At 57.8% G+C, this 21,082-nt stretch carries 20 protein-coding genes; 6 read left to right on the top strand and 14 right to left on the bottom strand.

The features are described from left to right. From K5D32_RS20095 to K5D32_RS20080, 4 genes are all read right to left on the bottom strand, one after another. Window positions 1-432 (bottom strand): universal stress protein, encoded by a 432-nt coding sequence (locus K5D32_RS20095; protein ID WP_221559854.1) that lies wholly within the window; start codon window positions 430-432, stop codon window positions 1-3. Window positions 433-645: 213 nt separating this feature from the next. Beyond that, window positions 646-1,665, bottom strand: a complete 1,020-nt coding sequence (gene dusA, locus K5D32_RS20090) for a tRNA dihydrouridine(20/20a) synthase DusA (protein WP_221601557.1) — start codon at window positions 1,663-1,665, stop codon at window positions 646-648. Window positions 1,666-1,941: 276 nt separating this feature from the next. Continuing rightward, window positions 1,942-2,226, bottom strand: coding sequence for a type II toxin-antitoxin system RelE/ParE family toxin (locus K5D32_RS20085; RefSeq protein WP_221601556.1), 285 nt, complete (start codon window positions 2,224-2,226; stop codon window positions 1,942-1,944). Next, window positions 2,216-2,458: a CopG family ribbon-helix-helix protein gene (locus K5D32_RS20080; RefSeq protein ID WP_221601555.1), complete on the bottom strand. Its 243-nt coding sequence runs from the start codon at window positions 2,456-2,458 to the stop codon at window positions 2,216-2,218. Before K5D32_RS20080 ends, K5D32_RS20085 begins: the two co-directional genes overlap by 11 nt. A 278-nt stretch (window positions 2,459-2,736) precedes the next feature. Here K5D32_RS20080 and tal point away from each other — a divergent pair, with 278 nt between their 5' ends. Continuing rightward, window positions 2,737-3,663, top strand: coding sequence for a transaldolase (tal, locus tag K5D32_RS20075; RefSeq protein ID WP_221578785.1), 927 nt, complete (start codon window positions 2,737-2,739; stop codon window positions 3,661-3,663). Between the two features lie 79 nt (window positions 3,664-3,742). Here the strand turns inward: tal and rssC are convergent, their stop codons facing one another. Both rssC and rssB read right to left on the bottom strand, forming a co-directional pair. Beyond that, window positions 3,743-4,228, bottom strand: a complete 486-nt coding sequence (gene rssC / locus K5D32_RS20070) for an anti-sigma factor antagonist RssC (RefSeq protein WP_117166539.1) — start codon at window positions 4,226-4,228, stop codon at window positions 3,743-3,745. Further along, the gene (gene rssB / locus K5D32_RS20065) at window positions 4,225-5,409 is read right to left on the bottom strand and encodes a two-component system response regulator RssB (protein WP_221578786.1); all 1,185 of its coding nucleotides are present in this window, start codon (window positions 5,407-5,409) and stop codon (window positions 4,225-4,227) included. The genes rssC and rssB overlap by 4 nt, the downstream gene beginning before the upstream one ends. Before the next feature lie 265 nt (window positions 5,410-5,674). On the opposite strand from rssB, the gene K5D32_RS20060 reads away from it, so the two are divergent. Then, window positions 5,675-5,974 (top strand): PilZ domain-containing protein, encoded by a 300-nt coding sequence (locus K5D32_RS20060; protein WP_025260714.1) that lies wholly within the window; start codon window positions 5,675-5,677, stop codon window positions 5,972-5,974. A gap of 76 nt (window positions 5,975-6,050) precedes the next feature. On the opposite strand, the gene K5D32_RS20055 is transcribed toward K5D32_RS20060, so the two are convergent. Beyond that, window positions 6,051-6,752: a VacJ family lipoprotein gene (locus K5D32_RS20055; RefSeq protein WP_221601554.1), complete on the bottom strand. Its 702-nt coding sequence runs from the start codon at window positions 6,750-6,752 to the stop codon at window positions 6,051-6,053. Window positions 6,753-6,941: 189 nt separating this feature from the next. On the opposite strand from K5D32_RS20055, the gene K5D32_RS20050 reads away from it, so the two are divergent. Continuing rightward, window positions 6,942-7,547: an HAD family phosphatase gene (locus K5D32_RS20050; RefSeq protein ID WP_221578787.1), complete on the top strand. Its 606-nt coding sequence runs from the start codon at window positions 6,942-6,944 to the stop codon at window positions 7,545-7,547. Window positions 7,548-7,653: 106 nt separating this feature from the next. Next, window positions 7,654-7,917 (top strand): DUF4404 family protein, encoded by a 264-nt coding sequence (locus K5D32_RS20045; RefSeq protein ID WP_025260717.1) that lies wholly within the window; start codon window positions 7,654-7,656, stop codon window positions 7,915-7,917. 42 nt (window positions 7,918-7,959) lie between these two features. Here the strand turns inward: K5D32_RS20045 and queF are convergent, their stop codons facing one another. From queF to K5D32_RS20025, 4 genes are all read right to left on the bottom strand, one after another. Continuing rightward, complete coding sequence (gene queF / locus K5D32_RS20040; RefSeq protein ID WP_221593901.1) at window positions 7,960-8,790, bottom strand: NADPH-dependent 7-cyano-7-deazaguanine reductase QueF; 831 nt, start codon at window positions 8,788-8,790, stop codon at window positions 7,960-7,962. Between the two features lie 126 nt (window positions 8,791-8,916). Next, window positions 8,917-10,161, bottom strand: coding sequence for a lipoprotein-releasing ABC transporter permease subunit (locus tag K5D32_RS20035; RefSeq protein WP_198725718.1), 1,245 nt, complete (start codon window positions 10,159-10,161; stop codon window positions 8,917-8,919). A gap of 63 nt (window positions 10,162-10,224) precedes the next feature. Then, window positions 10,225-10,908: a lipoprotein-releasing ABC transporter ATP-binding protein LolD gene (gene lolD / locus K5D32_RS20030; RefSeq protein WP_176767545.1), complete on the bottom strand. Its 684-nt coding sequence runs from the start codon at window positions 10,906-10,908 to the stop codon at window positions 10,225-10,227. Between the two features lie 7 nt (window positions 10,909-10,915). Then, complete coding sequence (locus K5D32_RS20025; protein ID WP_221578277.1) at window positions 10,916-12,166, bottom strand: lipoprotein-releasing ABC transporter permease subunit; 1,251 nt, start codon at window positions 12,164-12,166, stop codon at window positions 10,916-10,918. A 101-nt stretch (window positions 12,167-12,267) separates the two neighbouring features. Here K5D32_RS20025 and K5D32_RS20020 point away from each other — a divergent pair, with 101 nt between their 5' ends. Together K5D32_RS20020 and K5D32_RS20015 are read left to right on the top strand one after the other, a co-directional pair. Beyond that, window positions 12,268-12,855 (top strand): PilZ domain-containing protein, encoded by a 588-nt coding sequence (locus tag K5D32_RS20020; RefSeq protein WP_025260722.1) that lies wholly within the window; start codon window positions 12,268-12,270, stop codon window positions 12,853-12,855. 60 nt (window positions 12,856-12,915) lie between these two features. Beyond that, window positions 12,916-13,638 carry a glycerophosphodiester phosphodiesterase family protein gene (locus K5D32_RS20015; RefSeq protein ID WP_221601553.1) on the top strand — a complete coding sequence of 241 codons (723 nt, stop codon included), beginning with the start codon at window positions 12,916-12,918 and terminating at the stop codon, window positions 13,636-13,638. 42 nt (window positions 13,639-13,680) lie between these two features. Here K5D32_RS20015 and sthA read toward each other — a convergent pair whose 3' ends face one another. The 3 genes from sthA to K5D32_RS20000 all read right to left on the bottom strand — a co-directional run bounded on the left by sthA (window position 13,681) and on the right by K5D32_RS20000 (window position 20,813). Then, entirely contained in the window at window positions 13,681-15,075 is a 1,395-nt protein-coding gene (sthA, locus tag K5D32_RS20010; protein WP_221601552.1) for a Si-specific NAD(P)(+) transhydrogenase, read from the bottom strand. A 144-nt stretch (window positions 15,076-15,219) separates the two neighbouring features. Beyond that, on the bottom strand, window positions 15,220-16,239 hold the full coding sequence (locus K5D32_RS20005) for an FAD:protein FMN transferase (RefSeq protein ID WP_221601550.1): 1,020 nt from the start codon (window positions 16,237-16,239) through the stop codon (window positions 15,220-15,222). Continuing rightward, window positions 16,236-20,813 carry a dermonecrotic toxin domain-containing protein gene (locus K5D32_RS20000; protein ID WP_221601548.1) on the bottom strand — a complete coding sequence of 1,526 codons (4,578 nt, stop codon included), beginning with the start codon at window positions 20,811-20,813 and terminating at the stop codon, window positions 16,236-16,238. Before K5D32_RS20000 ends, K5D32_RS20005 begins: the two co-directional genes overlap by 4 nt. Window positions 20,814-21,082 lie beyond the last annotated feature (269 nt).

The raw sequence follows: 21,082 nt of genomic DNA, 5'->3' as shown, positions 1-21,082 counted from the left end.
TTACTTGATGAGAATAACCGGCACCGACACTTCGTGAATCACGCGGTTGGCGACCGAGCCCAGCAGCAAACCACCGAAGCTGCCCAGGCCGCGAGTGCCCATCACCACAGTGTCGCAACCCAGTTGCGGCACAGCCAGCTTGACCTGATCGGCGACGTTGCCCAGATCCACGTGAGTCTGATGGGCAATATCTGCCTGCTTCAAGAGCACCACAGCCTCTGCAAGCACGCGATTGGCCTCATTGAAAAGCCCGGCCTTGACGCCCTCGATCATGTCCGGTGCCAGGTAGTCGCTATAGACGACCGGGCTGGCCTGCACGTTGAGCAAATGCACCTGCAGTGGTCGTGCAAGGTTGCCTGACAAACCGATGACGTACTCCAGCGCATGCTTCGAATGAGCCGAGCCGTCATAAGGAACCAGTACTTTGTGCATGACATCTCTCCTTGAATGGGTATGTATTCAACATAGTCCCCTTCAAGGCCAGCAACCATCGCAAAGGCAGCTTTGATTGATCCAGAGCAAATCTGGCTTGAATATTTTTGGCGGCGGCGTCGACGCCGTATTGAGTCTGTCGGAGTAGAAGCGAATTTATTCGCGAAGGTGCCTTCGCGAATGAATTCGCTCCCACCTGGGTAGCGAAGAGGCCTAACGCCCAGCCAGAAACTCCGCCGCCTGATCCAGCAACAGCAAGGGGTTTTCTGCTTTGTGGATGTCTACCGACAACAACTGACGAAAGCGTCGCGCCCCCGGAAAACCATGAGCCATGCCCAGGATATGCCGCGTGACATGGTGCATGGTGCCGCCGCTCTCGATATGCGCAGCAATATAAGGCCGCAACGCTTGCAGAGCCTCTGCACGACTGATGACCGGCGCGGTGCTGCCGAACAGTTGGCTGTCCACCTCAGCCAGCAGATAGGGATTGTGATAAGCCTCACGCCCGAGCATCACGCCATCGAAGGTCTGTAAATGCTCCTGGCATTGCTCAAGGGTCTTGATCCCGCCATTGAGAATGATCTCCACGTCTGGGAAATCCTTCTTCAACTGTGCAGCCACGTCATAACGCAGCGGCGGAATATCACGGTTTTCCTTGGGCGAAAGCCCTTCCAGAATCGCGATACGGGCATGCACCGTAAAGCTGTTGCAGCCTGCTTCATGAACCTTGCCGACGAAATCACACAGCTCGGCGTAACTGTCACGGCCATTGATCCCGATCCGGTGCTTGACCGTAACCGGAATCGCCACAGCATCCTGCATGGACTTCACACAATCGGCCACCAGCTCGGGATGCCCCATCAGACAGGCGCCGATCATATTGTTCTGCACCCGATCACTCGGGCAGCCCACATTCAGATTGACCTCGTCGTACCCTACTTCCTCAGCCATCCGCGCACAGGTCGCCAGATCCGCAGGATTACTCCCGCCAAGCTGCAAGGCCAGCGGATGCTCGGCCTCGTCATAGCGCAGAAACCGCTCACGATCACCGTGAATCAATGCACCTGTAGTGACCATCTCGGTGTACAGCAGGGCATTCTTCGACAGAAGGCGCAGGAAGTAACGGCAATGGCGGTCAGTCCAGTCCATCATCGGCGCAACGGAGAAGCGGCGAGACAACGCAGGCCCTGATTGTCTAGCGTTTACGGGGGTTTCGGTTTTTTCGACGGTCATTTGTACTGGTCTTGTATACAGCGGTTTTTACCCGTTTTTGCTTGTTTTTCAGGAGCGGTTGCTACGATGTAGCACTCGTTTTCAGAAATGTAGCAAGTCAGAATGGGTACGATCACAGCACGCAGGCGCAAGAAAGACAACTCAGATACTTTCTGTGCACGGATACGGATCAATCAAGATAGTCGGAGAGTTTATCAGGAAGCCAGACATTCGACCGCAAGCAGGTTGTTCGACTCTGGATCAGACGCAAGGAAACCAGGTATCGGGACTTTAACGTCACCATTGAGAACGCGGGCGTTGTCTTGTATGAAAAATCCCGAGTATTTGCAGACGATCACCACGGACTCGATAGGGGATCAGATAGGACCAATTCGGCACCGCCCACTCTCGTGTATTCTTAACCCGCCCCTCACGCCCCATGGCAGGAAATTTTGCGAGGTTATCAACGCTCGCGAAGATCGCGTCAGAAAAATCGTCAGCGGCATTCGGGTTTTCCAGCGCAATGTAGTTGGCTTCATCTTCCAGATTCTTGAGGGCTTTTTCCAGCCACTCAACCCGCATCCCGACTCCAGCGCCTGGCACGCATTGCCGCAACTTGCTCATCGCTTGCAAATTTACCCTCGTCGGCTTCCCTGACGGCCTGCTCGATCTGCGCGATCAGCGTTTTTTCGTGCTCGATGTAATCACGAAGCACGTCCATGGCCAGATAGCTCGCACTCTGACCATTCGCTTTGGCGAGGTCAGTCAGGCAGTTGGAAAGGTCTTCCGGAAGGTTCAGGGATATCCCGGCCATGGCAACCTCGGCATTGGGTAGTGGTTGGGTATGTTACACCGTCAAACACCCTCGGCAACCGACAGCTTGTCGCGAGGTGTATCTGAAGCAGATCAAGGGAACAACCAGCCCCGACCACGCTCAAATCCAGTCTGAACCCGTCTTCCACACCCCGAGCATCATCTATTGCCCACAAACAAGGACAGCACGTCATCAAACGCAGACTTCATGGTCTGCGACCTTGAGTGGCAGGCAGCGCTCGGGTAATGTCATCCAACCGCACAGGACAGAGCACGCTAATGACTTCCAAGCTGGAACAACTCAAGAAATTTACAACAGTCGTCGCCGATACCGGTGATTTCGATGCCATTGCCCGCCTCAAGCCGGTAGACGCCACCACCAACCCTTCTCTTCTGCTCAAGGCGGCTTCAAGCGAAAGCAATGCTGAGCTGCTTGCCGAGGCGTTCAGTGGCAGCAAGGGTGATATCGGTCTGGCGTCTGACCGCTTCGCCGTTGCCATTGGTCGCAAGATTCTCGATGTCGTGCCAGGGCGCGTTTCTACCGAGGTGGATGCACGGCTTTCCTTCGATACCAATGCGATGATCGAGCGTGGCGAGCGTCTGGCCAGCCTGTACGATGCAGCCGGTATTGGTCGCGACCGGATCCTGATCAAGCTGGCTTCCACCTGGGAAGGCATCAGGGCCGCCGAGAAGCTGGAGAAGGATGGTATCCAGACCAACCTGACCCTTCTGTTCTCTTTCGCTCAGGCAGTCGCCTGTGCCGAAGCCGGTGTGTTCCTGATTTCGCCGTTCGTGGGCCGTATCTACGACTGGTACAAGAAATCGTCGGGCCAGGAGTACACAGGTGCAGAAGATCCGGGCGTGCAGTCCGTGACCCGCATCTACAACTACTACAAGGCTAACGACTTCAAGACTGTGGTCATGGGTGCCAGCTTCCGTAACCTGAGCCAGATCGAACAACTGGCTGGTTGCGACCGCCTGACCATCAGCCCGGACCTGCTCAAGCAGCTGGCAGAAGACAGCGGCAGCCTGGAGCAGAAGCTCGCACCAGGCAACGCTGGCGAAGCCCGTCAGAGCCTGTCCGAGAAGGAGTTCCGCTGGGCCTCCAACGAAGATGCCATGGCCACGGAAAAACTGGCAGAAGGCATTCGTCAGTTCGCTCGCGACCAGGAAAAGCTCGAAGCATTGCTCGCCGCCAAGGCCTGAATGCACTAAAGGGCGGCCTCCTTGCGGGGGCCGCCCTTTTTATTGCCCGCTGTTCAGCGCGGCAAGTCTGCAGATTCGCTTATCGCTGCCCTTCGAGGGCATTGACCAGGTCATGGAAGGCTTCACGATTGGAGTCGTTCAAGCCCATCAGGATCTTGTGCGCTTCCAGCACCTTGGCCTTGACCACCTCTTCGCACTGATCCTGCGACGGCAGGTCGGTCAGGCACTCGGGACGCGGGATAGGACGATCGACGATGTTGAACACCTGATCGAAGCCCATCGACTGCAAGAGCCGTGTGATGTCTTCGTGGGTCGTTACCAGGGTTGGCAGCAACCCGACCTTCTGACGCGACAGAATCGACAACTTGGCCAAAAGGCCCAGCGTCGTACTGTCGATGCTGCGGGTTTCGGTCAAGTCGATCACCACGGCCGAGAAATTCAGCGCGGAGAAGATTCTCTCGATTGTCGCATCCAAGGCCGAACACAGCGTTAAACGCACTTCGCCCACGAACTTCAGTACGAAGGTGCCTTCCTGCTCGGCGAACTGGATTCTACCGGTACTCATTCAAGATTCCTGCGTAACACTAACAAGGCGATATCATCCGGCATCTCCCCTAGCGTAGCCAATTCAAAAACCTCCTGCAGTCCTTCCAGGCTGCCACCAGCAGTCTTCACCATTTGCGGCAAGACCGCTTCTTTTTCCTTGAGTGTATCACCGGGCAGAAGATCCAGTATGCCATCAGACAGCATCGTCAGACTGAAGGACTCGGGCAGTTCCAGTTCATGGTCCTGATAGGTCGCCTCGTTGAACAGCCCGACAGGAAGACCGCGACCCTGCAGATAGCGCGCCTCCCCGTCCGTGAACAGCACAGGCAGCGGCAGATGGCCGCCGACAGCATAGGTCAGGATGCCGGTATCTTCGTCGATAACGCCACCGACCATGGTCACGTGCTTGCCCAGCTTGCAACTGATAAGGCCACGGTTGATGTGCGACAGCACGTCCGACGGCTTGAACTCAGGCAATGTGCCGCCGCGCTTGGATTCGAACAGCAGGCGCGTGGTCATGAACTTCAACAGCACCGTAATGAAGGCTGAAGATGCACCATGGCCCGAAACGTCAGCCAGATAGAACGCCACGCGCCGCTCATCGACACGGAAATAATCAACGAAGTCGCCGGACAGATACAGTGACGGGATGATCTGGTGGGCGAACTGGAACTCGTCGATAGCCCAAGGCGTGATCGGTAGCATGTTCATCTGCACCTGACGACCGGCATCCTGGTCTTCCTGCAACAGATGAAGGCTCGCCTCCAGCTCGCGATTGGCCGTTTCGAGCTTTTCGCGATAGTTCTGGTTTTCCTGAAGCAGACGGGCACGGTCCAGTGCGCGGTGCACGGAGTGTTCGAGAACGGCCAGGTCTTCAAGCGGCTTGATCAGGTAGTCGGCAGCGCCAAGGCGCAAGGCCTCGACCGCATCGCTCATGACGCCTGCACCGGAAACGACAATGACCGGGGTCTGTGGAGAAAGCCCCGTCACCTGACGAATCAGCTCAAGACCTCCCATCTGGGGCATGCGCAGATCGCAAATGACCAGATCGGGCTTTTGCTGCTCGAATGTCTGTATCCCCTGCAGGCCATTACTCGCCTGGAGGACACTGAAGCCACTATCTTCCAGATAGGCGGCGAGACTCGCACGCACTACGTCGTCGTCATCGATAATCAGCAGTGTGGCACTGGTTTTTGGCATGTGGGCAAACGGCGCCAGATGAGGTTGTGTAGGCGGCCCGGACGTGCCGGTACCTGCTTACTGGATTCGCTTCTAGCCTCTCTGCAACGGCAGGTCCGCACTCGGACCGGCAATCAGGTTTCAGAGGTGCCCTTCAAGGCGCAGACGGTACTCCCATCCGACGGGCGTTTCAAGCGTACAACCCTGCTCACTTTACGTCTTTACATCGCAAATCGCCGGGAGTTATAAGAACCTACTAATCAGCAACCAAAACGAAGGGCTAGACATGGGTCAAAATGATCGCAGCTACGAGGAGAAACGCGACTATATTCGCATGCGGATCGATGCAGATATCAACCTGCTCCATGCAGGTCAGGTGATTCCAGCCGTCTGCATCGACCTTTCCAGCACCGGAATGCAGGTCGAGGCACCGCGCTCCTTCAAGATCGGAGACAAACTCAGCGTCAGCATCGATTCCGATCACCCGGCACTCTCGGGACTGTCCGCCCAGACAGAAGTCGTCTGGCTGACAGATATCGAAGGCGGCGGGCAAAAGCTGGGGCTTTCGATCATTTCGATGAATTGATTGCCCCCTCACGTCCCGAAAAAGAAAAAAGGCGACCAAGGTCGCCTTCATTCATTCGGTCAACATTGAGTAACGATTAAAAATCGTCTTCGACCTGACCATCCTTGACCTTGAATTCGCGGTTCTGCAAATAGGCGTTGCGGATGAAGGTGTATTTGTCACCACTCACCATGCGCTCTGCCGAAAGCAGGCTGGCGCGCATATCGATCAGGTCAGCAGCGCGCAGGCTATTGCGGGTTGGCACATGGTCGATGTAACGGTACGGTTCGGTGTAGGTGTCCGGGTATTTGGCGATGGCATCACGCACGGTGCTCGGGCCGAACAGCGGCAGCACAACGTAAGGGCCACTGCTTACACCCCAGTACCCGAGGGTCTGGCCGAAATCCTCATCGTTGCGCTGCAAGCCCATGTGGGTGCCGACGTCGATGACGCCCAGCAGACCGAACGTGGTGTTGACGATAAGACGCGCAGTATCGACACCGGCAGCCTCAGGCTTGGCCTGCAGGATGTTGTTGGCCAGATTGCCCACATCGCCGATGTTGTTGAAAAAGTTGTGTACGCCGTCTTCGACGAATTGCGGAGCTATGTATTGATAGCCCTGCGCAATAGGCTTGAGGGTGTAGGTGTCGAGGGTGTCGTTGAAACGGAAAATGACGCGATTGACACTCTCCCACGGATCTTCTTCGGCCGCCTGTACCGCCATCGGAACGAAGGCAACTCCCACACATACACACAACCGAGCCAGACGCCCGGCAAAGCCTGCACCGATCACGGGCATAGCTGAAACTCCTGATCAAGATGATGACGCGCGACTGCGAGCCCATACGCAAGGATGGGCAGTATAAAGCGTTCCGCCAGAAATAAGTCAGTTCTGTCAGTTCGCCAATAGTTTAAACACCGTCACCGGACATTCATCCGAATGTCACAAAAGCCCGGTAGCGTCCATGGATATTTCAGAGACATTACCATGCTCGCGCCGGTTGCCAATTCCCTGCCTGACTTCCCCGCCCTGCTGTTCGGCCTCAGCGGCTGCCTGGTGGACTTTGGTGCGCAGGCAGGCATCAAGGCCCAGGAACCGGACTTCGCCCTTGCGACGCCCGGCGCCATCGATATTCTGCAAACCCTGAGCCGCCAGGGCATGCCCTGCGCCTGGATCGATGAATTGCCCGAAAACCTGAGTCATGCACTGGCTGCGACTGTCAGCGAATGGATCACGGCGGCTCCACGCCCGAATGCAAAATGGCCTGCTCCCGACGCCTGCTGGCTGGCCCTGATGGCGCTGAAAGTGAATCAGCTTGAGGGTTGCGTGCTGATAAGCGGCGACCCGCGCCTGCTGCAATCGGGGCTGAATGCCGGACTCTGGACCATCGGCCTGGCATCCTGCGGGCCGTTGTGCGGCCTCTCCCCTGCGCAATGGCAGGCACTGAGCGACAGCGAACGCGAACAACGCCGCGCCTACGCCACCCTCAAGCTTTACGCTCAGGGCGTGCATTCGGTCATCGATCATCTGGGTGAACTGGAGTCCTGCCTTGCCGATATCGCCCTGCGCCGCAGCAAGGGTGAAAAGCCCTGATACACATCATGCAGGCAAGTCCTGAGTGGATTAGTCTTAATGCATCACGGACCTTTCGCTCAATGCGAGAGTCCATGAAGCAGACTTATCAACAAAGGAGCACGCCATGCCTGCCCGCGAACTGCAAGAACAACTCAATACCCTGCGCGAGCAACTGGAGCACAATCCGCCGCTGTCCGAAGCCGAGCGTGACAATCTCCGTGAGCTGATGGAGCAGATCGAAACAAAGATCCAGCTGGAAAGCATGACCCAGGACGCCAGCCTGGCCGATGGCGTCAATCTCGCGGTAGAACGCTTCGAGCTGGAGCATCCGGCCATTGCCGGGACCCTGCGCAATATCGTCCAGACGCTGGGCAATATCGGGATCTGACTGCATGTACAAAAAAGCCCGTCGAATGACGGGCTTCTCTGCTTACTGACGCGCCAGTCGACGGTTATCGACCTGCAACGCTTCAGTACTGCGATACGGGTTGATATCCAGCCCGCCACGGCGCACATAGCGCGCATAAACCGTCAGCCTCTCAGGCTTGAGCAAACGCTGCAGGTCGAGAAAGATCCGCTCCACGCATTGCTCATGGAAGTCCGAATGCTGGCGGAAGCTGACGATGTAAGCCAGCAGGCTTGCATGATCCAGCGCCGCACCACGGTACTCCACGACCACACTGCCCCAGTCAGGCTGGCTGGTTACAGGACAGTTGGATTTGAGCAGATGGCTGTGCACACTTTCCTCGATGACACGGGAATCGTCGCAGCGCAGCAGCTCGGGTTGCGGATGGTCATAGCTGTCGATGCTGACATCCAGATCGTCGATACAGGCGCCCGGCAAGCTGGCCACACCTTCGCTCTCGATCTCGGCCAGACGGCTGATACGCACACCTACAGGCTTGCCCGCCGCTGCCGACAGGTCCTTTTCAAGGGTCGCCTGCAACTGCCCGGTGCTCTCGAAGGAGGTCTGGTTCAGCGAGTTGAGGTAGAGCTTGAAGGACTTGGACTCGATGATATTGGGCGAGTCAGCCGGGATGCTGAACTCGGCAATGGCCACCACCGGCTTGCCCGACGGCAGCAGCCAGGACAGCTCATAGCAATTCCAGAAATCGACACCCTGATAAGGCAACGTCTGAGCCGTCAGCCCCAGCTCGGCCCACTTCGCAGCGCGCGGAATCGGGAACAACAGGGATGGCGTGTAGGTGGCGATGTACTCACTGGACTTGCCCAGCGGAGAGTGTTCGGCTGCGGGATGCATGGCGATACCTGGAATCTCATGAATTAACCCGGCAAGTTTATAGGGTTTGCACCGGGCTTTCAGCTCTAACGCCTGCGCGCACTGTAACGCCCGTGCAGCAATGAATTCATTGCTGCACGGTATCGGTCATTCGTACCGCAGTGCATGAGCCGGCTGCACCTGGGCGGCGCGCCATGCGGGGTAGATGGTTGCCAGGAAACTCAGGATGAAACCGGCACTGCAGATCAGCACCACGTCACCGCCCTGCAACTCCGAAGGCAGGTTGCTGATGAAATACACATCGGAACTGAAGACGTGCTGGCCGCTGACCCGCTCGAACCAGCCCACCAGACTGCTGACGTTCAGCGCAGCAATCACGCCCAGCACGCCGCCGATCAGGGTGCCGACGATACCGATCACCGTGCCCTGAACCATGAAGATCGCCATGATCTGACGCGGCGTGGCACCGATGGTACGCAGGATGGCGATATCCGCGCCCTTGTCGTTCACCACCATGATCAGGGTCGCAATGATGTTGAACGCCGCCACGGCGACGATCATCAGCAGCAACAGGCCGATCATGGTTTTTTCCATTTTCATCGCACTGAAAAGGCTGCCCTGGGTGTGAGTCCAGTCATCGGCACGATAATCGGCGCCCAGGCTCGAAGCGATGGCAGTGGAAACCTGCGGCGCCTTGTACAGATCCTTCAGCGCCAAGCGCACGCCCTGGACCTGATCAGGCTGCCAGCGTTGCATCTGTGCGGCGTCGGCAATGTTGATCAGGGCCATGGAGCCATCCAGTTCGGCTCCCACCTTGAACACGCCCACTACGGTCAGACGTTGCATGCGCGGCGTGATACCGCCCGGTGCGCTGCTGACTTCAGGCACGATCAGGGTCAGCTTGTCGCCCACGCTCAAGCGAAAGCGACGAGCCGTGATCTCGCCCAGCACCACGCCGAACTCGCCCGGCTTCAGGTCCTGCAGGTTGCCGCGAATGATGTGCCTGGTCACGATGGAGACCTGATGCTCAAGCGCAGGATCGATACCACTGACCTGGATCGGCTGCATGGAGCCCTTGTAGGACAGCATGCCTTCCATTTCGGTGAGTGGCACGGCTGCCGTGACTTCCGGGTTCTTCAGGGACGCTTCTGCCAGGGATTTCCAGTCATCCACCGGCTTGACGCCCGCAATCATCGCATGGGGCACCATGCCGAGGATCCGTGAACTCATTTCACGCTGGAAACCGTTCATGACCGACAACACCACGATCATCGCCAGCACGCCCAGCGCCAGACCGATCATCGAGGTCATCGAGATGAACGAGATAAAGCTTTTACGGCGTTTTGCGCGGGTGTAGCGCGCGCCGATGAAGATGGATAACGGTCTGAACATTCGCGGAGCACCGTAGAAAAAGGTAAAGACCCCGACGCGATGACTTGCGTCGGGGCGGGTCAATCAGCCAGCGACGAGGCGACCGTCTTCCAGGCGCAGAATGCGGTCCATCTGCCGTGCCAGGTTCATATCGTGGGTCACCACCAGAAACGCAGTACGCGACGAAGTGCTCAGCTCACGCATCAGGTCCTGAATGCCCTGGGCCGTGTGATGGTCGAGGTTGCCGGTGGGCTCATCGAGCATCACCAGCCCTGGCTGGTTGACCAGCGCACGGGCAATCGCCACACGCTGACGCTCACCGCCGGACAACTCCGATGGCTTGTGCGCCAGCCGATGCCCCAGACCTACACGTTCCAGCAAAGCCGTGGCACGCTGGCGCGCTTCGGGAATCGGTGTGCTGCCGATCAGCAGCGGCATGCAGACGTTCTCCAGCGCGGTGAACTCGGGCAACAGGTGGTGGAACTGGTAGACGAAACCCAGCGCCCGGTTACGCAACAGGCCGCGGGCCTTTTCATTCAGCGCCGACAGCTCTTCACCGGCCAGCCAGACGCTGCCCTCGGTAGGTGTATCCAGGCCACCAAGCAGGTTCAACAAGGTACTTTTGCCCGAGCCCGAACTGCCGACAATGGCCACGCGCTCGCCCGGATGCAGCTCAAGCTGCAGACCGGACAGCACCACAACGGACTCCGGACCTTCCTCGTAGGACTTACCCAGGTTGCGGCAACTCAATACTGCTTTATCTAACATGCCCGACTCACTCATAACGTAACGCCTCCGCAGGCTGGGTGCGCGCCGCACGCCAGGCTGGATACAGGGTGGCGAGGAAACTCAGGGCCAACGCAGCACCGCAGACCTGGAACACATCCTGGGCCATCAGTTGCGAAGGCAGATAATCGATGAAGTACACGTCGGCGTTGAGAAACTTGTGGCCCATCAGGCCTTCAAGTGCCGAAATCGCCGAGCTGACATTGAGCGCCGCCACAATACCCACCGCCGCGCCGATCAGCGTACCGACCACACCGATCACAGAGCCCTGCACCATGAAGATGGCCATGATCTGTCTCGGGGTCGCGCCCAGGGTGCGCAGGATGGCGATATCGCCCTTCTTGTCGTTGACCACCATGACCAGCGTGGAAATGATATTGAACGCAGCTACCGCGACGATCAGCAGCAACAGCAGGCCGATCATGGCTTTTTCCATGCGGATCGCCTGATACAGGTTGCCGTGGGTGCGGGTCCAGTCGCGAGAGTAGAAGTTGTTCTCGCCCAGCTTCTGGGCAATTTCCCATGACGTGCGGGGAGCAGCGAACAAGTCATCGAACTTCAGGCGCAGGCCCTGGACCTGATCCGGCTTCCAGCGATGCAGACGCCCCAGATCCTCGAGGTTGGTCAGGCCCAGATAGCCGTCCAGCTCACCGGCGCCGACGTGAAAAATGCCGACCACTTCAAAACGCTTCATGCGCGGAAACATGCCCGCAGGCGTGACCGTGACTTCCGGGGCAACGAAGGTCAGCTTGTCGCCAATGCCGACACCCAGCTTGGTGGCGGCCTTGTCGCCGATCACGATACCGAAACTGCCGGGCGCAAGGCTGTCGAGCTTCCCCTGTTTCACAAAGTTGTCGATGATCGAAACCTTGCGTTCCTGAGTCGGGTCAATACCGTTGAGCAGCACCTTCTGGACCTTGCCGTCGTGGGTCAGCAAGCCCTGCATCTGGGTAAATGGCGCAACCGCCAGCACCTGCGGGTTTTCCTGGACTTTGGCAGCCAGGCCCTGCCAGTTGGCAATGGGCTCGCCCGATTCGATGGTGGCGTGAGGCACCATGCCCAGCACGCGGGTGCGCATTTCGTGATCGAAACCATTCATGACCGATAACACGACTATCATCACCACTACGCCCAGGGCGAGGCCGATGATGGACGTCAGGGAGATGAAGGAAACAAAATGATTACGTCGTTTCGCACGGGTGTAGCGCGTGCCGATAAATACAAAAAGAGGTCTGAACATGTAGGAATTGTTCGCAGGAATGGGGTCGTCCGTGTGGCGGGCCTTGACGTGCAGCTTTACACTCGAAACTCTCTGACCACAGCAGCTACCATGGGTTCGCCATGTCGACACTAGATGAAGAAGAACGCCGCGAATACTACCGTATCGAAGACAGCGTCGCACTGGAAATTAACCCCCTGTCTCAGGCCGACCAGGCCAGTCAGGAAGCCATGCGCGACACGTCGGTACTGTTCGATCTGCTCAGCGAGCTGCATGTCAGCGAGTTCGAATCCCAGCACCTGCTGCGTCAGCTCGACGAGCGTGACCGGGTGCTCAACAGCTTTCTCAAGTCGCTGAACAAGCGTATCGACCTGCTGGGCCGGGTTGTTGCCCATACCGCGCTGGGCAAGCTTGGCGCACCGCAGCCGGTAAAGCTTTCCGAAGGTGGCCTGCTGTTCACTTCAAACCAGAGCTACACCCTCGGCGAAAAACTGTCGATCAAGATGGTACTGATGCCCCAGGCTTCAGGCCTGATGCTGAGTGCCACTGTCATTCACTGTAACACTCTGGAAAACGGCGAATTCGATGTAGGCACCGAATTCGTGGACCTGCCGGACGCCCAGCGCCAGTTGCTCGCACGCCATGTGCTGCAACGCCAGGCCCAGCAACGTCGTCAGGCGCTTGAACAAGGCAGCTTGCCCAAGGCCTGAGCCCGCTCCCTTGCACACATCACATTCATGTAATTGGCGCCTTCGAGGCCAGGAGTAATTGTGACGCTTATCTACGGCCACCGCGGCGCCAAGGGCGAAGCACCGGAAAACACCCTGACCAGCTTTCAGGAATGCCTCAAGCATGGCGTACGCCGTTGCGAACTGGATCTGCATTTGTCTCGCGACGGGGAGCTGATGGTCATTCACGACCCGACCCTCAAGCGCACCACGGATCGGCGCGGCAAGGTCAACGAACATCTGGCCGCCGACCTTGTGACCTACGACGCTCGCAAGGGCGGCCCCGGCTGGGTTTCGCCCTGCCCGATTCCGCATCTGGAAGAACTGTTCGAGAAATGCGACTTCGAGCATTGGCAACTGGAAGTCAAAAGCGCTTCACACAACCGCGCCGCCAATACCGTGCTGGCGATTCGTGAACTGGCTCAGCGCCATGGCTTGCTGGACAAGGTGACGATCACCTCAAGCTCTCGGGAAGTGCTGCGCGCTGCCGTGGAGCTGACGCCGGATATCAGCCGTGGGCTGGTCGCCGAATACGCCTGGCTCGACCCGTTGAAGGTCGCCCAGAGCTACGGCTGCGAGATACTGGCATTGAACTGGACGCTGTGTACCCCGGAGCGTTTGCAGAAAGCGCAACGTCAGGGTTTGCATGTGTCGGTATGGACCGTCAACGAACCTGCGCTGATGCGCAGGCTCGCCGACTTCGGCGTAGACAGCCTGATTACAGACTTTCCCGGTTTGGCCAGCGCCACCCTCGAGAATCGCTGAAATCGGTCTCCCCGGCCGGCTCAGGCCACCGGCCGGAGCCGCTTAAAAAAGCCGGTTCAGACCATCGTAGGCCGCTACCCGATAGGCTTCGGCCATGGTCGGGTAGTTGAAGGTGGTGTTGACGAAATACTTGATCGTATTCGCAGCACCCTCCTGGTTCATGATCGCCTGACCGATATGTACGATCTCCGAAGCCTGGTCACCAAAGCAGTGAACGCCCAGGACTTCCAGGGTTTCGCGATGGAACAGGATCTTCAGCATGCCGACCCGCTCACCGGAAATCTGCGCACGGGCCATGCCCTTGAAGAACGCCTTGCCCACTTCGTAAGGCACCTTGGCCTGAGTCAGTTCATGCTCGTTCTTGCCGATCGAGCTGATCTCGGGAATCGTGTAGATCCCGGTCGGCACGTCGTTGACATAACGCCAGCTGCCGTTGTCCACCAGACTGCCCGCTGCCGAACGACCCTGGTCATAGGCGGCGCTCGCCAGGCTCGGCCAGCCGATGACATCGCCTGCGCCGTAGACATTCGGAACGCTGGTGCGATAGCTCTCGTCGACTTCGATCTGGCCACGACCGTTGGCCTTGAGGCCGATGTTTTCCAGCCCCAGCTTGTCGGTGTTGCCGGTGCGACCATTACACCAGAGCAAGGCGTCGGCCTTGATCTTCTTGCCGGACTTGAGGTGCAGGATCACACCGTTATCCAGGCCTTCGACCTTTTCGTATTCTTCGTTATGGCGAACCATGACGTTGTTGTTGCTGAAGTGATAACTCAGCGCCTGGGAAATTTCCGAATCCAGGAAGCTCAGCAACTGATCGCGGTTGTCCACCAACTCGACCAGCACACCCAGACCACTGAAGATCGAGGCGTATTCACAGCCGATCACGCCAGCACCATAGATGATCAGCTTGCGCGGGGTATGACCCAGGCTGAGGATGGTGTCGCTGTCATAGATACGCTTGTGATTGAAGTCGATATCGGCCGGACGATAAGGGCGCGAACCGGTGGCGATGATGACCTGGTTGGCCACCAGCTTTTCGACGACGCCGTTGGCGCATACCACGTCGATGCTGTTTTCGTCGGAGAAACTGCCAGTGCCGAAGAACACATCCACACGGTTGCGAGCGTAGTAGCCGGTACGCGAGGCCACTTGCTTGGAAATGACGATTTCAGCGTTCTTCAATACATCCGGAAACGAAAACCAGCGCGGCTCGCCAATGGCCCGGAACATCGGGTTGGTGTTGAAGTGGATGATCTGCTTGACCGCATGACGCAATGCCTTGGAAGGAATCGTGCCCAGGTGAGTGCAGTTGCCGCCGACCTGCCGACGACTGTCGACCATCGCAACCTTGCGCCCCGCCTTGGCGGCATTCATTGCCGCTCCTTCTCCGGCTGGGCCGGAACCCAGTACCACTACGTCGTAGTTGTAGACAGCCATGCGTACTCCTTTAGAACATACCGAGGCGCCACTCTGGCATCTCTGGCTAAATCACGGGGCCCAGTCTAGCGCTGCACCAAGGGGGCGAACATTACCCCTTGGTCGCGTTGAAGGCCACTTTTGTCTGCAATCGGTCATTCAGGCTCACTGCGCCTGCACGGCACATAGCTGATCAAACGCCGGGTTGTTGCGAATGATAAAGCGCTTATCGGCACGAATCACAAAAAAAGCAGCAATTTGATGCTGTTGTGCGTAATCCCAGCCTCGCTCCGGCCCCAGAATCAGCAGCAGTGTGGACAAGCCATCGGCCATCAGCGCCGAAGGATGAATCACTGTCACCGATGCCAGGTCATGACTCACCGGCGCTCCGCTCAGCGCGTCGAGAGTATGGGAATAGCGATGCCCTTCATGCTCGAAGTAATGGCGATAATCACCGGACGTCGAAACACCACAACCGTCCAGGGCAAAGATCTTCTGCGCGATCTGCTGATCGTCGCGAGGGGCTTCCAGGGCAACCCGCCACGCCGAACCATCGGGCTTGCGCCCTTTTACCTTCAGTTCGCCGGTGACCTGCACCATATAGTCATGCACGCCCAGTTCATCGAGCCGTGCAGCAATACGGTCCACCGTATGGCCGGCAGCCATGCTGCTCAGGTCTATCTCAACGTCGGCATCCTTGCACAAGCGCCGGTTATCGATGCTCAGGCGTCGATAACCCACTCGTTCACGAGCCCGGGCCAGTTCCCGTGCCGTCGGCACCTGCTGGACGCGGGACTGGGGGCCGAAGCCCCACAGATTCATCAAGGGCAGGACCGTCAGGTCGAAAGCGCCTTGAGTTTCACGGGACAGATGCTCGCCGACGCGCACCAGATCCAGCACCGCAGGCGGCATGGCCTGGCATTGACCGGCCGCCATGACATTGAATCGCTCGATATCCGAGTCGCTGCGCCAGGTGGACATCTGCTGATCCACCTCGGCCAGGATCGCCTCGACCTCAGGCTGGACAACACGTATATCGGGCTGACCCGGATGGCGCACATAGCTGACCGAATAACCGCTGCCCATGGTCGGCCCACCAAAATTCTGCAAGGCAGGCCCGGAATCACAACCGGCCATGACACCGGAAAACAGCACAAACACTATCCGGCCCAACCACACCCTCATGGAGCCAACACCAGAAACAGGCGCTGGGCGATGTCCTTGCCGATGGCACTGCGATAAATATTGACCACGTCCTTGGCCCCTCCCGAGGTTTTGATCAGTGACTTGTAACCGATCATCCGCTGCTCGGGCAATTTCAGATGAGCCGCCGTGAATGCCTGCGCAGCATCGGTTTCGTGTCGGTAATGAAAATGCGCCCACCAGAGCAAGCGATTGTCCTTGTCACGAATCGCATATTCCTGAAGAAAGTCATCACGCTTGGCACCCGACATGTTTTTCCTGCGGTCGAAAGAGGAAATGTTGATTTCACCCTGTCGATGCAGATAGCTGATGCGGGCGGCTGTCGGTGGCTGCGCCTTGATCATCGAGATACGCAGGCTGCGACCTTCGGCAATCAGGCGAGCAGCAGCATCACGCAACTGCGCCGCACTTTCGCTCAATTGCCCGGACGGGTTTTCCGATGACGCCGCGCTATCGGTCATTTGCTCGGCAAGAGCAGTCAACTTGCCAGCCCTCATGACAAGGATATCTTCGATGTCTTCTGGCTCGTACGCACGTGTCGCTTGCAGGCGAGCCTTTTCGAGTGCGGGCTCCACCTCCAGCAGCAATGTCCGGGCACGTCTTTGCAGTTCACCTGCCGATGTCGGTCGCACACCGGGCGCCGGCTTTTCAGGTTTGACGGTCTGGATTTCCACCCACTCGCCATCGGCATGCCGATGCCAGGAGCTGATGACCTGGCCAGTCTGCGTATTCATGATGTCGGCGACTTCACCGGGAAAGCTTCTTTCATTCTGGCGGACATGCCCGACGAAAGAGCGGTGATTGCGCGTCCTGATGACTCTTTTGTAGGGCTGCTCGACCCGCGGCACATATTCAACCATGGCCGGCGGAGGCTCTACATTTTCCTGGATCAGCTTCGCCAGTTGGGCTTGAGTTCTCTCGCACAGCGCATTCAACTCGGTCCTGAAGTTTTCGAGGTACTGGACTTGATCGCCCGAAAACAGGCCGACATCGACGTTGTCAGCAATCCCCTTGGCCTTGTTGTACTCGCGCAAGACACTTTCCAGAACATCGATTCGCTCGGTCAGCGAATAATCGTTGGGTCTTTCGAGTTCGGCATGAGAAGCGAACGCGCCATTGAGCCCCATGTCATTACGCAATTCCTTGAAAGGGCGAAACTCCTCATTGATCTCAATGTGCTCTTTACTGAAACACAGTTCCAGGTACGACATCATGTGCTGGAATTGCCATTCCAGACCGGAGAACAGCTTGCCTTGATACAGCGTTGTCACCTGCTTGCGCCAATACTCTTCGCCCACCTTGGGCACTGCACGCAGCTTCTCCCAAAGCGACTCGCGAATCTGTGACCAGTGCACGCCTTTTTCCTGCCTGCTGAGCAGCGACTTGAACATACCCAGATAGGTTTCGATGTTCTCATCCGACACCACACTTCCAGTGCTGGACATTTTCGCAATCTCGGCATGGGCAACAACCCCGTTTTCAGCCGCCAACCGGCCTTCCAGAAACTCAAGGTAAATCGTCACCCGTGCAATATCCTGCGCCATCTGCCGCTCAGGAGGCCGATCCCCGACTCTCAACTGCTCCCAAAGACTCATGCGCTGCTTCAATAACTCGACCTCATCGCCCATTGCGCTTTCGAGACGGTCGAAAAACATCTGCCTCACTTCACCAGTGGCCGTATTCAGATGCGAGTTGTAGCCCGTGATTCTGGTCACCAGCTCGGTTTCACGCACATCAAGCTCTGCCAGACTCTTATTGATACGAGCCAGGTTTTCTGCGTTCTGCTGAGCCAGTTTGCGAATGTTTTTCTTCGGCCCGCCACCGCGCAGATGCAGTGACAAGTCCAGATGCCAGCCTTGACCATCGTGCCTGAGCCACGGACCGGGCACCGATGGATTGTCGGGCCGCACCACACGCACTCCATCCTCTTCGACCGTCACCCGAAACAGGTCGCTGCCGACTCTTGCCAGCCAGAGGCCATTGAAGCTGTAGAGACCGGCATTCGTTCCCGAGGCAATGGGTTCTCCGGTAACCGTTGCAGGCCAGACCTTGAATTTTTCCAGCTCAAGACGCTGCGCCCCGCTGAGCCGGCTGCCGGGTTGCGACCAGGAAAAATCGAGAGCCGTCCAGGTATCGCCCAGAGGACGCTCAGCAATCGAGGTGTCCTGGCGCACAACCACAGGGTCGGCTGCCACAACCGGCTCCGCCAGTTTCTTGTTGACTGCCAGCATGTTCACGGATGACAGGGTATTTGGGGAAAACCCGGAGTGGAGCAAGACCAGCGAAATATTGAGCAGCAACTCGGCAAGCTGTGCAGAACCGCCTTCACTCTCAGAGCCAGACGCGGCAAGTTGCTGGTTGATGCCAGACAACAATTGCGCCAGCCACAAGGCATTGGCAACCGGCCCGCTGAACAGCGGCAACACCGTATTAAGCACCAACCAGCCGCCTTCCTTGAACAACGCCCAGCGGCTTTCAGCGTTGGAAACAGCGTTGCGGTCTGCCAGCTCTATCAACGCCCGGGCATTGGCATTGAACAGACCGGGCATGATTTCGCCCTTGAGCACATCCTTACCGAGCACGGCTGGCAGGGGTTTTTCCAGCGGCGCGAAATCCGAACCCTGGCCGAACCGGATGATGTGCGGTTCATCGAAACCGCCGCTGGCATAAACCGGACGCGCATTGTCACTCAGCCAGACCAGTATGTCGTTTTGCAAGGCTCCCGGTTGTCTGACCGCCGCCAGCAGCGCCGACCAACTGGCAAACTCGGTCAGTGGAACTCGGGCAAAGGGCCGATACAGCACATGCGGGCCAACAGCCGTGTCCTGCGGGCCGATCACGAACATATTGCCCACCACATCGGCCTGATGCCCCGGCTGACGAACGAAAGCCAATGGCCGCAGGACTATGGGCTGAATGCCCACACGCCGCTCGGCCACGATCGTCTGCATGATGGCGCAAACCGATTGATAGCCCTTCTGGCTGAGTTCGCCCTTGATCTTCTGTTCCAGCGCCTGCAAAGGCAGTTGCAGACGCAATTGACCGGCAAACAAAGCCTCACGCCGTTGTGCCTCGGGGGTATCAGTCACCAGGTAGCGCTTGAGCAGATCCGGGTAGACCTGGCCGATATCGACCCGCACGGTGAGTTCTTTCAGATAATCAGCCGTCAGCCAGTGCGGCAATGGCTTGCCATCGGCACGCCGGACCTTGATTTCCCCTGCCGGGAGCCCGGAGAGGTTTTCAAGGGCAAACTCGGGAAATGTCATGAGCACCGGATCAACGCTACCCGTTGCAAAAGGCTGGCCTCCTGCCGGCACTGCGGCGGCAGTGACCTTATCGATCCGCACCTGAATCTGATGGGGCAGAAAATCCACTCCATCAGGGTGATCCTGGGCAATGGCAACAGCCAGAGAGCGGGATGCAAACTCAAGAATCGGCGGCAGCCCTTCATTGAAGGACTTGCCTCTGGAGCGCTTCTGGATCACCGCCAGGGCACTCATCAAACGGCTGTAAGCGTTGCGATCCGCTTCCTGCGCGTTTTTCATCCACAGAGGCAAACGGTCTATGCCCAGCGCCGGGGGCTGACCAGGTGCCATATCAGTCGCCTCGAAAAGTGCGCAAATATCGGTCAGTGCCGCCAGTAAATGCTCCAGACGGTCAAGATCGTAAGGCTGGCTGCTCTTGAGGCACTGTATGCCCACCAACTGGTTTTCCAGCAATGCCATGGCCAGAACGCTGAAAATATCGTCTTCAGGTTCGTGGGCGGTCCACTGTACGTCCAATTGCCTGGTCTGATCATCCAGCATATGCGCCAGGCTCAGTTCCCAGGATCTGAGCGTCGACCAGCCCTGGCAGCGCCCCGACAACTGATACATAAGGACCTGCTCGCTACCCTTCTGACCATTGAACATGACCAGGGCCGGTAGTATCACGGACTCGGTATCCTGGCCGTTGATCTGCAGACGAACAATACAAGTGCGTGGCAACGGACGCTTGACAGCCAATCGTTCGCGCTCGGCCTTTTCCGGAAAAAGAGCGACATCGTGCAACCAGGCACGAGCCGTGGACTCTTCGGGCCGAGCAGACGTTGCGCTCAGGTCATCGAGCAATGCCTGCTTGATCTTGAACGCCAGCCAGTCCCAACGACTGCTGCAATCGACACGCTCGCCACTGCACTCGCTCCAGTAATTGACCAGTGCCTGCTTCAGGTTCTCGAACAAGCCGAGCGCCAATCGATTTACCAGCGCACCGATGGCGGCCATGTCTACCGGTAATGGGCCTGAAGCCCCCAGCAGAACATTCAGCGCGTTGGTCCACTTCACGCTGGACTGAGCCGAGAAATGTTCCAGCAGGCAATCGATAAGGTCCTGAGACTCGCCCATGGCAGACGATGAGGTGGCGACTGCGATCGGGGCATGGGAAACGACCGCAACCTGCGGATCAATCTGCAGCGTTGGATACAGCTCACGCAACCCCTGACACAAGGTGGCGGTAGCAACTGCGCGCAAGGTAGGCCGCGCTGCAAATTGTTCTGCAACATCGAATGCAATAGTCATATGAAATCCAGCTCACTTGTTTGAATGGCTGCCCTTCGAGCCAAAAGCCCAGGCGCTATATCAATGAGCTAAAGCCATATGCCCCCTCCCAGAGACATAAACAAATACCGCATGCAGTCATGGCCAAACGAGCCATGCAAAACGGCTGTCATGTGACAGAAGGTTGTTTTCAGACCAATTTACACATATGGTTACAATTAAGCGGCACAGGCGGGCGTAAGCCCTCGCCACTGCAAAGCAGGACATAAATACAACGATCCCCGAGCTAG

The sequence above is a fragment of the Pseudomonas cichorii genome (assembly GCF_019719005.1).
Taxonomy (GTDB): domain Bacteria; phylum Pseudomonadota; class Gammaproteobacteria; order Pseudomonadales; family Pseudomonadaceae; genus Aquipseudomonas; species Aquipseudomonas cichorii_E.
The sequence above is the reverse complement of the archived record's forward strand: the minus strand, read 5'-3'. Positions and strand labels throughout refer to the sequence as shown.

Coding starts and splice junctions, on each gene's coding strand:
- K5D32_RS20035 (WP_198725718.1), bottom strand. CDS start 10,161: ATGTTCAGACCGTTATCCATCTTCATCGGCGCGCGCTACACCCGCGCA.
- K5D32_RS20095 (WP_221559854.1), bottom strand. CDS start 432: ATGCACAAAGTACTGGTTCCTTATGACGGCTCGGCTCATTCGAAGCAT.
- K5D32_RS20050 (WP_221578787.1), top strand. CDS start 6,942: ATGCTCGCGCCGGTTGCCAATTCCCTGCCTGACTTCCCCGCCCTGCTG.
- K5D32_RS20020 (WP_025260722.1), top strand. CDS start 12,268: ATGTCGACACTAGATGAAGAAGAACGCCGCGAATACTACCGTATCGAA.
- lolD (WP_176767545.1), bottom strand. CDS start 10,908: ATGTTAGATAAAGCAGTATTGAGTTGCCGCAACCTGGGTAAGTCCTAC.
- K5D32_RS20045 (WP_025260717.1), top strand. CDS start 7,654: ATGCCTGCCCGCGAACTGCAAGAACAACTCAATACCCTGCGCGAGCAA.
- K5D32_RS20055 (WP_221601554.1), bottom strand. CDS start 6,752: ATGCCCGTGATCGGTGCAGGCTTTGCCGGGCGTCTGGCTCGGTTGTGT.
- K5D32_RS20000 (WP_221601548.1), bottom strand. CDS start 20,813: ATGACTATTGCATTCGATGTTGCAGAACAATTTGCAGCGCGGCCTACC.
- tal (WP_221578785.1), top strand. CDS start 2,737: ATGACTTCCAAGCTGGAACAACTCAAGAAATTTACAACAGTCGTCGCC.
- K5D32_RS20080 (WP_221601555.1), bottom strand. CDS start 2,458: ATGGCCGGGATATCCCTGAACCTTCCGGAAGACCTTTCCAACTGCCTG.
- rssC (WP_117166539.1), bottom strand. CDS start 4,228: ATGAGTACCGGTAGAATCCAGTTCGCCGAGCAGGAAGGCACCTTCGTA.
- K5D32_RS20025 (WP_221578277.1), bottom strand. CDS start 12,166: ATGTTCAGACCTCTTTTTGTATTTATCGGCACGCGCTACACCCGTGCG.
- queF (WP_221593901.1), bottom strand. CDS start 8,790: ATGCATCCCGCAGCCGAACACTCTCCGCTGGGCAAGTCCAGTGAGTAC.
- sthA (WP_221601552.1), bottom strand. CDS start 15,075: ATGGCTGTCTACAACTACGACGTAGTGGTACTGGGTTCCGGCCCAGCC.
- K5D32_RS20005 (WP_221601550.1), bottom strand. CDS start 16,239: ATGAGGGTGTGGTTGGGCCGGATAGTGTTTGTGCTGTTTTCCGGTGTC.
- K5D32_RS20085 (WP_221601556.1), bottom strand. CDS start 2,226: ATGCGGGTTGAGTGGCTGGAAAAAGCCCTCAAGAATCTGGAAGATGAA.
- K5D32_RS20060 (WP_025260714.1), top strand. CDS start 5,675: ATGGGTCAAAATGATCGCAGCTACGAGGAGAAACGCGACTATATTCGC.
- rssB (WP_221578786.1), bottom strand. CDS start 5,409: ATGCCAAAAACCAGTGCCACACTGCTGATTATCGATGACGACGACGTA.
- dusA (WP_221601557.1), bottom strand. CDS start 1,665: ATGACCGTCGAAAAAACCGAAACCCCCGTAAACGCTAGACAATCAGGG.